Source organism: Thermaerobacillus caldiproteolyticus (genome assembly GCF_015326725.1).
GTDB lineage: Bacteria > Bacillota > Bacilli > Bacillales > Anoxybacillaceae > Thermaerobacillus > Thermaerobacillus caldiproteolyticus.
Genome location: NZ_CP064060.1, coordinates 885330 through 898389, shown reverse-complemented (window position 1 = coordinate 898389; position 13060 = coordinate 885330). Strand labels below are relative to the sequence as shown.

The 13060-nt window shown below is 39.6% G+C and carries 10 protein-coding genes; 2 read left to right on the top strand and 8 right to left on the bottom strand.

What is annotated here, in order from left to right; genetic code table 11:
* Positions 1–19: 19 nt before the first annotated feature.
* From ISX45_RS04570 to ISX45_RS20205, 4 genes are all read right to left on the bottom strand, one after another.
* Positions 20–1645 (bottom strand): (2,3-dihydroxybenzoyl)adenylate synthase, encoded by a 1626-nt coding sequence (locus ISX45_RS04570; protein WP_194520073.1) that lies wholly within the window; start codon positions 1643–1645, stop codon positions 20–22.
* Positions 1646–1663: 18 nt separating this feature from the next.
* Positions 1664–2893, bottom strand: a complete 1230-nt coding sequence (gene dhbC / locus ISX45_RS04565; RefSeq protein WP_373367357.1) for an isochorismate synthase DhbC — start codon at positions 2891–2893, stop codon at positions 1664–1666.
* Positions 2894–2913: 20 nt separating this feature from the next.
* Positions 2914–3699, bottom strand: a complete 786-nt coding sequence (locus ISX45_RS04560) for a 2,3-dihydro-2,3-dihydroxybenzoate dehydrogenase (protein WP_194520610.1) — start codon at positions 3697–3699, stop codon at positions 2914–2916.
* A gap of 335 nt (positions 3700–4034) precedes the next feature.
* Positions 4035–4361: an alpha/beta hydrolase gene (locus ISX45_RS20205; protein WP_181556774.1), complete on the bottom strand. Its 327-nt coding sequence runs from the start codon at positions 4359–4361 to the stop codon at positions 4035–4037.
* Between the two features lie 1860 nt (positions 4362–6221).
* Here ISX45_RS20205 and ISX45_RS04550 point away from each other — a divergent pair.
* Complete coding sequence (locus ISX45_RS04550) at positions 6222–7448, top strand: threonine synthase (RefSeq protein ID WP_181556772.1); 1227 nt, start codon at positions 6222–6224, stop codon at positions 7446–7448.
* A 389-nt stretch (positions 7449–7837) separates the two neighbouring features.
* A complete protein-coding gene (locus tag ISX45_RS04545) occupies positions 7838–8173 on the top strand; it encodes a L,D-transpeptidase (protein WP_181556771.1) in 336 nt (111 codons plus the stop codon).
* Positions 8174–8416: 243 nt separating this feature from the next.
* On the opposite strand, the gene ISX45_RS04540 is transcribed toward ISX45_RS04545, so the two are convergent.
* From ISX45_RS04540 to ISX45_RS04525, 4 genes are all read right to left on the bottom strand, one after another.
* Positions 8417–9676, bottom strand: coding sequence for an MFS transporter (locus tag ISX45_RS04540; RefSeq protein ID WP_194520072.1), 1260 nt, complete (start codon positions 9674–9676; stop codon positions 8417–8419).
* A gap of 100 nt (positions 9677–9776) precedes the next feature.
* Positions 9777–10790, bottom strand: a complete 1014-nt coding sequence (gene pdxA / locus ISX45_RS04535) for a 4-hydroxythreonine-4-phosphate dehydrogenase PdxA (protein ID WP_181556769.1) — start codon at positions 10788–10790, stop codon at positions 9777–9779.
* A complete protein-coding gene (locus tag ISX45_RS04530) occupies positions 10780–12099 on the bottom strand; it encodes a four-carbon acid sugar kinase family protein (protein WP_194520071.1) in 1320 nt (439 codons plus the stop codon). Before ISX45_RS04530 ends, pdxA begins: the two co-directional genes overlap by 11 nt.
* Before the next feature lie 5 nt (positions 12100–12104).
* Positions 12105–12866 (bottom strand): DeoR/GlpR family DNA-binding transcription regulator, encoded by a 762-nt coding sequence (locus ISX45_RS04525; RefSeq protein WP_181556767.1) that lies wholly within the window; start codon positions 12864–12866, stop codon positions 12105–12107.
* Between the last annotated feature and the right edge of the window lie 194 nt (positions 12867–13060).

The window sequence follows — 13060 nt, the reverse complement described above, 5'->3', positions numbered from 1 at the left end:
AACCACTTCCTTTCAATCGTTATACTGTTGTTTTTCCAGCAGATTGCAGCTTTTCCGCAATGATTTGACGTAATGCCCTCTTGTTAATCTTTCCTACCGCTGTCTTTGGAAATGAATCAACGAATTCGATGCGATCAGGTATTTTAAAACTTGCCACTCCACGTTCTCGCAAGAACGACTTCAGCTCAGCTGCTTCCAAGGAGCGATGACGCGGAATGATAAAAGCGCATGATCGTTCACCGAGGAATTCATCCGGCATCGAAACGACAGCCGCATCACGTACTGAAGGATGTGCTAAAAGGTGATTTTCGACTTCCTCAGCCGCAATCTTTTCACCGCCTCGGTTAATCTGATCTTTCACACGTCCTTCCACAACCAAGTATCCGGATGGAGTCATTCTTACCAAGTCACCCGTCCGGTAAAAGCCATCAGAAGTAAAGGCTTTCGCATTATGTGCTTCTGCTTTATAGTATCCGCGAATGGTATAAGGACCTCTCGTTAACAGTTCGCCAACTTGACCAGGCTCCACCTCGTTATCTTCTTCATCTACTATGCGGATTTCATCATATTTAGACATTGGCTTTCCTTGGGTATTTACAATCACTTCTTCAGGATCGTCTAATCTCGTATAGTTGACTAATCCCTCAGCCATGCCATATACCTGCTGCAAGGTGCAACCAAGAACTGGTTTTACTCTTCTGGCTACTTCTGCGCTGAATTTAGCTCCGCCGACTTGCAAGACTTGAAGGCTGGATAAATCATAATTGCGAGAAGATGCGGCGTCTAACCATATCCAAACAAGCGGCGGCACGAGCGCAGTAATAGTGACTTTCTCTTGCTGAATAAGCGGAAATGCCTCATCTGGACTAGGGCTGTCTGCAAGAACCACTTTTCCGCCCGCATATAACGTCCCTAGCACACCTGGTGAACTAAGCGGATAGTTATGAGCAATGGGAAGAACCGCAAGATAAATACTATCCTGATTAAGTTGGCAAATCTCCGCACTAACCCGGAGACTGTAGATATAATCATCGTGAGTTCGCGGAATCATTTTTGGCAACCCCGTGCTTCCTCCTGACAGCTGAAAGAAAGCAACATCGCTTGAATGAACGGTCGGAAGTTTGATAGGATCTACAAACAGATTTTCTAATGATTCAAACTCTCCTGCCTCTCCAATCACGATGACATGCTTCAGAGTTGGAACAGCGGCCTTTACCTGTTTTGCCAGGGAGCGGAAATCAAATCCCGCATGCTGGTCTGGAATAATATAAGCTGCCGCTTCACTGAATTCACAAAAATAACTGATTTCACTATATCGATGTGAAGGTAAAGCAAAGACAGGCAGCGCCCCCAAACGGAATAGAGCAAAGCATACTTCAAAAAACTCAATTTGATTCGGCAATTGAATCACAACGCGATCCTTTGGCTGAATCCCCAATCGGTGGAATCCTGAGGCAAGTTGATCCGCTCTTCTATCAAGCTCTTTATAGCTGATTTGCCTTTTTCCAGAAGTAACCGCAATGCGATCACCGTACTTTAACGCCCTTTCCCGTAGCATGTCACCAAAAGTCTCACCTGCCCAGCATCCCTCCTTCCGGTAAAAGTCTGCAAACTCCTCTGGCCATGTAGTGCATCCGCTTAGCATAACTTTCTCCCTCCGAATTTATTTAAGTATGTCGTTGTTTAACCCCATAGCTAGAAGCATCGTACGAAACTTAGCTGATGTTTCTGCTAGTTCTTCCTCTGGTGTGGACCCCTCGACGACGCCAGCTCCTGCAAAAAGACGAAGAGAATAGTCTTCAACTTCTGCACAACGGATTGTAACAATCCATTCTCCATCCCCTTCACCGTCGCACCAGCCAACCATTCCCGTAAAAAAGCCCCGTTCAAATGGTTCAATTTCTTGTATCGCTTTTTTCGCTAATTGCGTTGGTGTTCCGCAAACAGCTGGAGTTGGATGAAGAGCAAACGCAAGTTCAAGAGAAGTAATTGAAGGTGAAGATAGCTCTCCACTTATTACTGTTGATAGATGCCACATCGTTTCAGTATGAATGAGTGAAGGCTCCTCAGGAACATTCAATGTCTTGCAAAACGGTCTGAGCGCATTCGCTACTGCTTCGATGACCACAGCATGCTCATGGCGATTTTTCGCTGAAGAAAGAAGAGCATTAGCGCGACGTTGATCTTCTTCAGGATCTTCACTGCGAGGCGCTGAACCTGCGAGCGGGTTCGCTATCACTTGCAGGCCCGATTTCGAAACGAGCAGCTCTGGACTTGCTCCCAGCAAAGTTCTGCTTCCCTTTGTTTCTGAAGCCTTGTTCGCTTCACTCAACAATTCTGCAGCAAATGTGTAGCCATTTGGATTATGTACCGCCAATTTACGAAGAAGGTGAGAAATATCTACTTTTTCTGATGAAGTAAGATGAAGAGATCTTGATAAAACCACTTTACGAAGGTCGCCCGCTTTTATTCTGCTTAATCCTTGTTCAACTGCATTTTCATATTCCTGTGGCGACGGAACAGGTTTCACTTCATACTCATTAGTCACATTTTGTTCGATTTGGCTATTCAATTGGCCAAATAGCAGTGGACCTGACCATTTTACCTCTGAAGGCACAATAAGCTGGGCTGAATACATATGGTCAAATGGTATGGCGCCAACAACAATCGGATTGTCGCTGATTCCATGCTGTTTCGCATCCTGTAAGACCTTCTTTACATGCTCAAGTATTTGCATTTGCTTGTGCTCGTAGCCATCAGTCGGCACTGTTGCAAAAATTCCTTGAGCTAAAAGAGTTTTATGCGGAGAAGCTAAAAAAAAGGACGTTCCCGCTTTGTATTCAGCAAGAAGCTGTTCAGCTGTAACATGATTGATTGTTTTTGTTTTCATCATATTGTTACCTCCATTGAATGTTATGAGTCTAATGTTGCGCCGCCATCCACCCTTAAATCGTGCATCGTGATATGTCGTGACTGCTCAGAAACGAGAAATAAAACAGCATCTGCGATATCTGAAGGCTGAGCCATCTTTTTCAGAGGAATGCCGAGACGAAACTCCTCCATCGAACCAGCGATCACTTTATTTGCCCCATTTTCATCCATCCACATTGCCCGCTGCATTTCCGTTTCAGTGGAACCAGGAGATACAACGTTGCAGCGAATATGATACTGAGCAAGTTCAAGTCCAAGGCATTTCGTAAACATGGTTGCCGCTGCCTTTGAAGCTGCGTAAGCAGACATAAACATTCTTGGAACGGTTGCTGCATTCGAGCTAACTGTGACGATCGCACCTGAACGTCGAGGAATCATTCGCCTGCTAACCGAACGAGAAACATTAAAAACACCTGTAGTGTTCACCTTGAATACCTCTTCCCAATCTTCATCAGTAAAACTTTCGATGAAACCCGTTCGCAGAATCCCAGCAACATTTACCAAAATTTCGATAGGACCCATTTTGTCCTCAATTTGAGCGACGATTTCATCAATTTCTGCACTATTAGCGACATCTGCGGGAAAAGCATGCACATCGTAACCATTACTCTGTAAATCAGAGACGAGAGTAGCCAATCGATCGCCATTTCGATCTACTGCCGCAACAGATACGCCATGTTCGACAAAAGACCTTGTCACCGCTTCACCGATTCCTTGGGCAGCTCCTGTTACAAGGGCTACCTTTCCCTTAATTCCCCGGTTATCCATCTGATCAAATCCTTTCTTGTTTCTATTCATCAAGCACTCTTGCAGCTTCTACTAACCATTAATCCTCATTCCTAGGATTTGTGTTTTTGATAATGATTATCATTATCATTTATAGTTATATACTATATTACAAAAATGGAATCCATCTGTCAAATTTGATTTTTGTATTTGTAGATAAATGCCACATAGGTCCTAATTGAAAAAAGATTGTTCCTATCCAGATTAGTGTAACTTAGTCAAGGTGTAAAACTTTGCTAATTAGTAGAAGAAGTATAGAGGTATGACCTTCTTCTTCAATTCGATAAACTTTATATGCAACCCTCGATTTTTATTAGTCAGCAGGCCGTTCTTACATTATCTCTTATCTGACTTTGACGATATTTCTCTAATTCTCCTATCTCAACTAAAAGGTCGGTGTGTACTTTCTCCTTTTCTAGTCGAGCTAGAAATTTTTCTTCTTCCTTCAGTATGAGCTTTTCATTCCAATGAATAGATAGCACTTCCTGCAATGTATGTCTGAAAGGAAGAAGGTTTCGTAAAAAGTGTATGCAGCACAAATCCCCAAGTGAATGACCAAAGATTGTTTGGCTGCGAGTATCTATCCTGTATGTTCGGTCAATCATCGGTTTTAGTTCCTCTTCCATAAAGGATAAGAATGACAAAGCTCTACCTTGCGCAGAACACAGAGCCCCATCAAGATTTGGAAGCAGCCTTCGTCATTGTATCATCGTAAAAACGGGCTGAAGAAAACGATAACTCTATCGGATAACCGATTCATTTACTAAATAAATCCAAAGCAGATGATAACTATTCTCATTTAGAATTATACGTAATTGATTTTCTATTGAACATGGACATATTCCTGATTTATAAATGGACGATTTCTCGAAAACGGAAGCAACGACTCCTTCAATCCCCGTTCATGAGCGCTAGAAGAATACTCCCTCCATGGATCTGAGGAAATCGTATGTGCATGATTAAATCGAACAGCTTTCAAACCGTTCTATACGCTTGAGTTTTGAATATATTTCCATATCTCAATAGTAATTGCTTCTTGACATATGTTCACTAACAACCGATCCGGGTTCATTTCAGCCAAATCATGAAATGATATAGCCTGTTTGAAAGGAATGAAATTATTTGATTGAGCAGACCTCATATCTAAATCACCATAAAAAACCTCCATCACGGTACGCGAGTAGTCAAAATATAGGGTGCCACGGTATAAACATATCTTTTCCCCAACATGCTTTTTTAATTGATTTCTAGTATACGTCACTTGTCGATCGTAATTTCTTAGCATTCAATCGCCTCTTGCTTCTCTCCTAGATACTGGGCAATCATGATCATTTAGTTATTCATATTACAATGTAGAGCGAAATGAATAAGTTTCCTCACGTATCGATAATGATAATCATCATCATTTATAATGTGCTAATTTTTCCTATTAATGAATGATGATATCCATATAAAACATGAGAGAATTTTAAATGTATTCCAGATTATCAGATTATTACTCATGATTATCGCTTTCAGATTTAATATTTTTAATATTGTCTAATGAATCATTAATCTCTCTTATTCTCGTATGCGGCGGATAGTTAACCGCCTTTGAATATGACTTTTTTCGTGCAGTAAAAGTGATCTAATGTTGTCAATGGAGAATAAGAGGAAAACAAAAAATTTCTCAGAAGTTCTGAATATTCTATAAGTATGAATAACACTATAATAACGGGAGCATGATTTTAAAGTGTTATTTCTTGGACAGGGGTGGATTCCAAGACCATATTTTAGGTGAACTTCTTCCTCTTCGAACAAGGTAAGTTTTTTACTTGAAGCGTAACGCTGTTCTAATAAAGCATTGATACCTCCAATTTTCGGGAATAAGAAGAGATCAATTGTCGATGAGGATTCAAAAGTTGAGCTGCTTATAAGCCCATGTAATCTTGCATAGCAAAACGATAATAGCTACTCGTTTCCCATATTTGCATTTTTAGGGTTCGTCCGAATGCTTGAAAACGTTCAATGGCCCAATCATGATGATTGGTAATTTGTAAAATTTCCTTGTACTCTAGTTAGGAGCAGTATAGATAGAAGACTGGTATCTTTACACATGTTGAGAAATCGAGTTGGATTTTATATAGCAAATCCGTCCAATAATAACCTTTCCATTTAGATATTGACAGCAAATAAATATAGTGATATGATTACGAACAAAAAACATACTATTTCAATATGATTTATATGTTTTTATATTCATTAAAGCCATCAATAGAAAGTAGTTACAGGATTCCTTCCAAGACATCAAGATTTAACGGAATTTAAATTAAATATTCATTACAAGTCGATATTGAATTCGAGTAATCCATTTCATTTATACATGGATTATGCGCTTGCTTCGCAACACATTCTACGTTCTAAAAAATTGTAATCTATTAATTAAGGAGCGCTCAGCAACCTTTTCTTTGAATAAGCGGCTATGCAGGCTCGGAATACAAATAAACCGAAGGAGAAAGTGTATCATGCCATTCAGTTATGTATCCCATTTATACTGTCCAAAGTGTAAAAAAACATATAGCACAAATAAAAAACATCAGCTATGCGAGTGCGGTTCTCCTCTGCTTGTCGCATACAATCTTGACGCATTACGTAAAGACCTAAAGCCTGAAATTATCGCAAACAGAGAGCCCAACATATGGCGGTACCACGAATTATTGCCCGTAGAAAATTCTGAGCATATCGTTTCTTTAGGAGAAGGGATGACACCGCTTGTTCCTATGCCTCGGCTTGGTAGAGATATGGATGTCGAGCAGTTATATATGAAGGACGAAGGAGTGATTCCGACAGGAACCTTTAAAGCAAGAGGGGCAGCCGTGGGCATATCAAAAGCAAAAGAACTTGGTGTCAAAAACTTAGCTATGCCGACGAATGGAAATGCAGGGGCAGCATGGTCGCTTTATGCAGCTAGGGCAGGGATTCAAGTGACTGTTGTAATGCCAGTAGATGCTCCTGTGATTACAAGGAATGAATGTGCCATCGCTGGAGCCGATCTTTACTTAGTAAACGGTTTAATCAGTGATGCAGGCGCCATAGTCAGCAAAGCAATCCAGCAGCGAAACCTTTATGACGCTTCAACACTCAAAGAGCCTTACCGTATTGAAGGTAAGAAAACGATGGGATTGGAGATAGCAGAACAATTCTCTTGGAAACTCCCTGATGTGATTTTATATCCGACCGGAGGAGGTGTCGGACTAATAGGGATTTATAAGGCACTGAAAGAATTGCAGGATCTTGGATGGGTGCAAGGAAAGCTGCCAAGGCTGGTGGCTGTACAGGCGGAAAATTGTGCTCCAATCGTCAAAGCTTGGAACCAAAAGAAACAAGTATCGGAATTCTGGCCAAACTCTTCAACTGTTGCCTTCGGAATTAATGTGCCAAAAGCTTTGGGGGACTTCCTCGTATTAGATGCTCTGTATAAGACAGATGGGTGCGCGATTGCTGTAGAAGACGATGCCATTATGAATGAGCAACGAAACGTCGCTCATCTCGAGGGAGCTTTTATTTGTCCGGAAGGGGCTGCGGCATTTCTGGCTGCCCGTCGCCTGCGCGAGAAAGGATGGATTCGCAAGGGAGAAAGGGTTGTCGTTCTTAATACGGGAATTGGATTGAAATATACACATACCGTGAGTATCGAGGTGCCAATCCTGCAACCCGGTGATCATTTACCTGAGAGAGAAAATTATTCTTAAAAAAATTAGAAGAGAGTTCTTACTGTTACCCCCTTTAAGTAGACAGTGTAAAAAGCCCCACCAATTGTGGGGGTATTACACTATACTTGGAGGGGATTTTCATTTGGCTAAAAGGATAAACATCCCCACTATATAGAAGATTTTACAAGAATGGATGTAAAATAGCGAGGAAAGTTACGACGTACCTACTTAAAGAATTAGATCTTCGTAATTCAACACAGTTAAGCACTCCATCAACCTATTAATGAGATATATTTGGACGAATCAGATAAATAATCTGATTCATAATTAAAATAAATTTATAACGAGTATTTTAATCGTTATGTCAAAAATCCAAAAACTCCATATAATAATACAAATTTTAATTTGTTTTATCTGGAGATGGTCTTATGGCACGCTGGATCGATATATCAACAAACAAACATCAATTAAAACTTTATGATGGTAATAGGTTAATAAAAGTGTATCCCATCGCTGTTGGCAAAATATTAACCCCAACACCTTCAGGAAGATATACAATTATCAATAAACAACGCAACCCCGGAGGTGCTTTCGGGGCATTGTGGATGGGTTTATCAAAGCCTCATTATGGAATACATGGAACAAACAACCCTTCTTCTATTGGCAAGAATGTATCACATGGATGTATTAGAATGTATAACCATGATGTTTTAGAATTATCATCAATGGTTCCTATTGGAACACTTGTCTACATTCATAAATGAGGTTCTAAATCAGAACGATATTTTCTTTATAAAATTATCATTTAATAAAAAATACTTTTCATAGCGAAGTCTGTCCTTACATATTGACGAAACTAGTTTAGAAAATAACTTTGTACAACCCTTCCCACTTCCAAATCATTCCTTCAATTACGTCCGTAAAAATACACACTTTCTTAAGGAACGACCCTTAAAATCTTCAGACTGTTAACAACACGAATAAGTTCGATTTTATAATGAAGAAATTCATTTTTCAATTAGCTGATTCAACCTGGACTCTTCATTACTTCTAATCAGTCTTCCTAAAATGAAAGTCATGATAGCAGCTAAAAATAGTGCAGTAGCTAAAAAATAAAATCCGGCATGATAATTACCTGTCATGTCTTTTAATACGCCAAAAAATTTTGGTCCGTTATATCCTCCTAGATTACCAATTGCATTTTGCAAACCAAGAGCTGCGCCGACAACTCCGGCCGGGATAATAGCTGTTGGGATGGCCCAAAGAGGTCCATATGGAGCGTATACACCTATAGCTGTAATGGATAGCAAAACCATTTGAAGAACTGGTAACGTTACAAATTGTCCTATAATCATACTAATTGAAGCAATCACTAAAGGAATAGCAACATGTTGAACACGATTCATCCTCTTATCTGACCAATATGAATTCATTAACATTCCAATCAATGCACAAGTAAAAGGAATTGCCGTTAGCCACCCTAGCGTAACAGGATTTTTTGTAAATGTTCCAACTACACTTGGTACCCATAAAGTATAACCATAGAATCCGGTCATCCATAGAAAATACATAATAACCAGTCCCCAAACCGTCTTATTCTTAAAAGCAGCAATATACCCTTCTGATTGAACTGTTTTATTTTGTTCTGCTGCCAATTCCGTTAATAATCGCTCTTTTTCTTCTTGCTTCATCCATCTCGCCTCTGAAGGTTTATCTTTTATCATTGCATACCATACAAAAGCCCAGATAATAGGTGGTATGCCTTGAATGATAAGAACCGTCTTCCAGTCAAAAAGTTTTAGCAAAAACCCGGATAAAGGGGCCATTAACATAGCGGAAACTGGCAAACATGCCATCCAAAAGGCATTGGCGCGTGCACGTTCTTTCGTGGTAAACCAATTTGCTAATAATACAAGAACTGCTGGCCAAACCCCTCCTTCAGCTACTCCAAGAGCAAACCTTATCACTTTAAGTTGTCCCTCTGTCTGAACAAAACCAGCAGCCGTTGCACATATTCCCCATAGCAACATGAGAATAAAAATCGTTTTTTTAGCTGACCATTTAGCAGCAAGTATCCCCCCAGGAATTTGGAAAATCAAATACCCGACAAAGAATATTCCTGCAATATCCCCTGCCGCTGAAGCATTAATCTTTAAATCCTCTTGTATATAAGGCATTAAAATCCCTACATTAATGCGATCGATGTAAGCCAACATATACATAATAAACGCAACAGGAATAATTCTAAGCCATTTCGATGCCCCCACAAAAATCCCTCCCCTTATAGGATGATAAAATCCCTTTTCTCTCCTATGAACATTGTTAACTCTCCTACTACTAAGAACCCGTTTTTATTTAAAAAGCCATTCAGATTTGATTTAGGAAATGTTTTGAATACTTTGCCGCTAACTTAATGCATTCTTCCATACTGACACTGCTTGCAATTCCTTTACCTGCAATATCAAAAGCAGTCCCGTGGTCTACAGATGTCCGTAAAAACGGAAGCCCATTTGTAACCGAAATCGTTCTTTCAAAATCAGTCATTTTGGCTGCAATATGTCCTTGATCATGATAAAGAGATAATACTGCAGCATATCTGCCGTTCAGTGCATGATGAAATACGGAATCAGCAGGAACAGGTCCAACCGCATCAATCCCTTTTTCAATGGCCGCTTCAATTCCTGGTCTGATTTCATCGATCTCTTCATAACCAAACAAGCCATTTTCACCACCATGCGGATTTAACGCTGCAACTGCAATTTTTCGATTTTCCACTCCAAGTTGTTGTAATGCTTTATCGCAACGAATTAAATAATCACATACTCTATCTTTTGTAATCGCAGCAATCGCATCTTTTAAAGATAAATGTCTCGTTAAGAAGAAAATACGCATATTTAACACTTCAAACATGGTTAACGGATCATCTGATTTGGTCAGCTCCGCTAAAATTTCAGTATGTCCGATAAATGGCACCTTTGCTGCTTTTAATGATTCTTTGTTAATTGGTGTTGTTGCTAAAGCAGTTACTTTTCCTTCCAGAGCTAACGCAACTGATGTTTCGATATATTCGTAGGCTGCTTTTCCGCATTGTGCTTGAACAGTACCCATTTCAAGTTGATCTACATCCAGATTGTCTAATGAAATCACATCTATTGTTCCATGTTCGTATATCCCTTCAGATGGATCATTGATTTCATTAATCTCAAGGAACGTATTTGTAAATTTCATTGCATTTTTTAACACTTCAGAATGACCGATGACAAGCGGCGAACAAACCTCGTAGATTTCCGGTTTATCTAATGCTTTTACCGTAATTTCAGGACCTATACCAGCTGGATCCCCCATTGGAATGGCGATAATATTTTTAGCTTTATTTACCATAGAAAACACTCCTTTTTGATTTAGAAATTTTTGTTTGTAAAAATCTCACACTTTTGTAAATAGCTCTTTTATCTCCTATCATACCTCCCTTAGTTACAACGGGAAGCCCATCAAAATATCCACCAATAAAGCGTCCGTACGCTGCTAGCGGAAGAACTTCATCTTCCAGCTCAATCCCGTTTGCACGTCCGACCGCACAAAGAGAGGCTGTTACATCTCCTCCGCTTGAGAAGCATCCGGCAATTGGATATTCAGACTGTTCAATAATTTTCCGGCTTATCACTGCAAGACCATCTGTAATACGCTTGGCTAATGCTTCTTCGGTTACATGCTCAATTTCTGACAACGCTTTCAAATCAATTAATTTATTCCCCGGATGGTATGTAGTAACAATTAAAATGTTTTCTGTTTTTAATGCTTCTAACCCCGCTTCTACAGCAAATTCTACTTCCTTTTGCCAAGTTTCACTGTAACTAGCGAGTTTTTCAGGTGCTACATACACCGGAGTCGCCTTTGTTTTTTCAAATAAGTATTGAAGCTGTTGGCCAGTTAGGGAAGTTACGCTGCCAACCGTAACTAACAGCTTTGGTTCACTTACCACTCGTTGTAAATACGCTTTTGAATAAAAAGCCGTTAAAGGACCCGGATCGACAGGAACCATGATTTTATCATGAATGTTCGTCATCGCTGCGGCAATGGCTTCAATTTGTTCATCATTTACAGCGTCAAAAACAATAATTCTTTTGCCTTCTTCTAGCTTTGTTTTCAATCTTTTTGTTATAGCTTCTACTCCAGATAAAACAATATCTAAGCCAATATGTGTGACGGGATACTGACTTTGCTCTTCAATGATGGCCGGTACGAAAGATTTTTTGATTGGTATTACCGGATCTCTTGCTACGTCAGTTTCTTGAACAGGTGTTCCTTCTACTAATAGATACCCACCGATTATGACTCTTCCTGAATCCGGAAAAGACGGAACCACAACGGCAATGGAATTTTCGCCAAGTTCATTTAACACAGTGTCAATCTCTACCCCTATGTTTCCGCGAATGGTGCTATCAATTCTTTTGCAAAATACCTTTACCTCCCGTCGTTTAAAGCTATCAATAGCTTTTTTCACGCGATTCACAGCAATCTCCTTTTTGGCATATCTGCTGTCTGTATCTATACATATCGCGTCATATTTATCTGATGCTGGTAATGGTACATTGTATACAACAGTAGCAGTTGTAAAGCCTTGCTTTGCCAGCCTTACACCTGTTGCGTTTGCGCCTGTTAAGTCATCTGCGATTACCCCTACTTTCATGATGATTACCCCTCTCCTAAAAGCAGCACTGTCTGTTCTTCGTATTTCTTTCTATCAAGAATATCTAATTTTTCGTCAGTGATAATTCCTGCTAAACTTTTAATTGGACAAACAGACGAAAAAGCTTTTTTATCAAATTTGCTTGAGTCTGCCAGCAGCCATGTTGTTTCTGCCGCTTTGATCATGAGTTTCTTAATTAACGATTTTTCGAAGGTCGGAGCTGTAACTCCTGAATCAATATCAACGGCATGTGCTCCTAGGAAAAAAATGTCCACGTGAATGTTTTTTAAAATTTCTTGTGTCGGCCAGCCGTATAAGGCCCCCACTCTGTTTTGCAATTCACCTCCTGTCACGATGACTTTCAATTGGCTATCAATTAATTCAGCAGCTATTTTAATATCATTTGTGATAACGGTTAAATCTGCTCTGTCTTTGATTAGCCTAGCAACCTCCATTGTTGTTGTACCTGAGTCTAAAAGAATGCTTGCATTTTCAGGAATGATGGTCAGCGCTTTTTTGGCAATCATCTGTTTCTCTCGGATATTTTTTTCTTTTTTTGACGCATAAGGAGTTTCCCCCATAAGAGACTTTGGCGACACAGCTCCGCCGTGGATACGAATTGCTTTTCCAGCTTTCTCAAGCTCAGCTAAATCACGCCGAATGGTCATACTGGAAACATTTAATTGCTTTGAAAGCTCCTCAATATCTACTTTTCCTTTCGTAATAACTTGTTTTTCAATCCATTGACGGCGTTCAAAAAGCAACATCTGTTTCAGCCTTTCATTTTATTTTTGTTCATTTTTAACATCGTTATATGTTCAATATATGTTACCTTTGTTCGTTTTAGTTCATATCTTTATTAATTTTTTAAATATTTAGCGAAGTTATAACTCATTAGAACACAAAGGAAATAAAGCAAAAACACTCTTTGCTTTTTTACAAAGAGTGTTCATTTTTAACA

Bases quoted from the DNA above. Each gene is read 5' to 3' on its own strand.
- ISX45_RS04570 (WP_194520073.1), bottom strand. From the start codon at position 1,645: ATGCTAAGCGGATGCACTACATGGCCAGAGGAGTTTGCAGACTTTTAC.
- dhbC (WP_373367357.1), bottom strand. From the start codon at position 2,893: ATGATGAAAACAAAAACAATCAATCATGTTACAGCTGAACAGCTTCTT.
- ISX45_RS04560 (WP_194520610.1), bottom strand. From the start codon at position 3,699: ATGGATAACCGGGGAATTAAGGGAAAGGTAGCCCTTGTAACAGGAGCT.
- ISX45_RS04550 (WP_181556772.1), top strand. From the start codon at position 6,222: ATGCCATTCAGTTATGTATCCCATTTATACTGTCCAAAGTGTAAAAAA.
- ISX45_RS04545 (WP_181556771.1), top strand. From the start codon at position 7,838: ATGGCACGCTGGATCGATATATCAACAAACAAACATCAATTAAAACTT.
- pdxA (WP_181556769.1), bottom strand. From the start codon at position 10,790: ATGGTAAATAAAGCTAAAAATATTATCGCCATTCCAATGGGGGATCCA.
- ISX45_RS04530 (WP_194520071.1), bottom strand. From the start codon at position 12,099: ATGAAAGTAGGGGTAATCGCAGATGACTTAACAGGCGCAAACGCAACA.
- ISX45_RS04525 (WP_181556767.1), bottom strand. From the start codon at position 12,866: ATGTTGCTTTTTGAACGCCGTCAATGGATTGAAAAACAAGTTATTACG.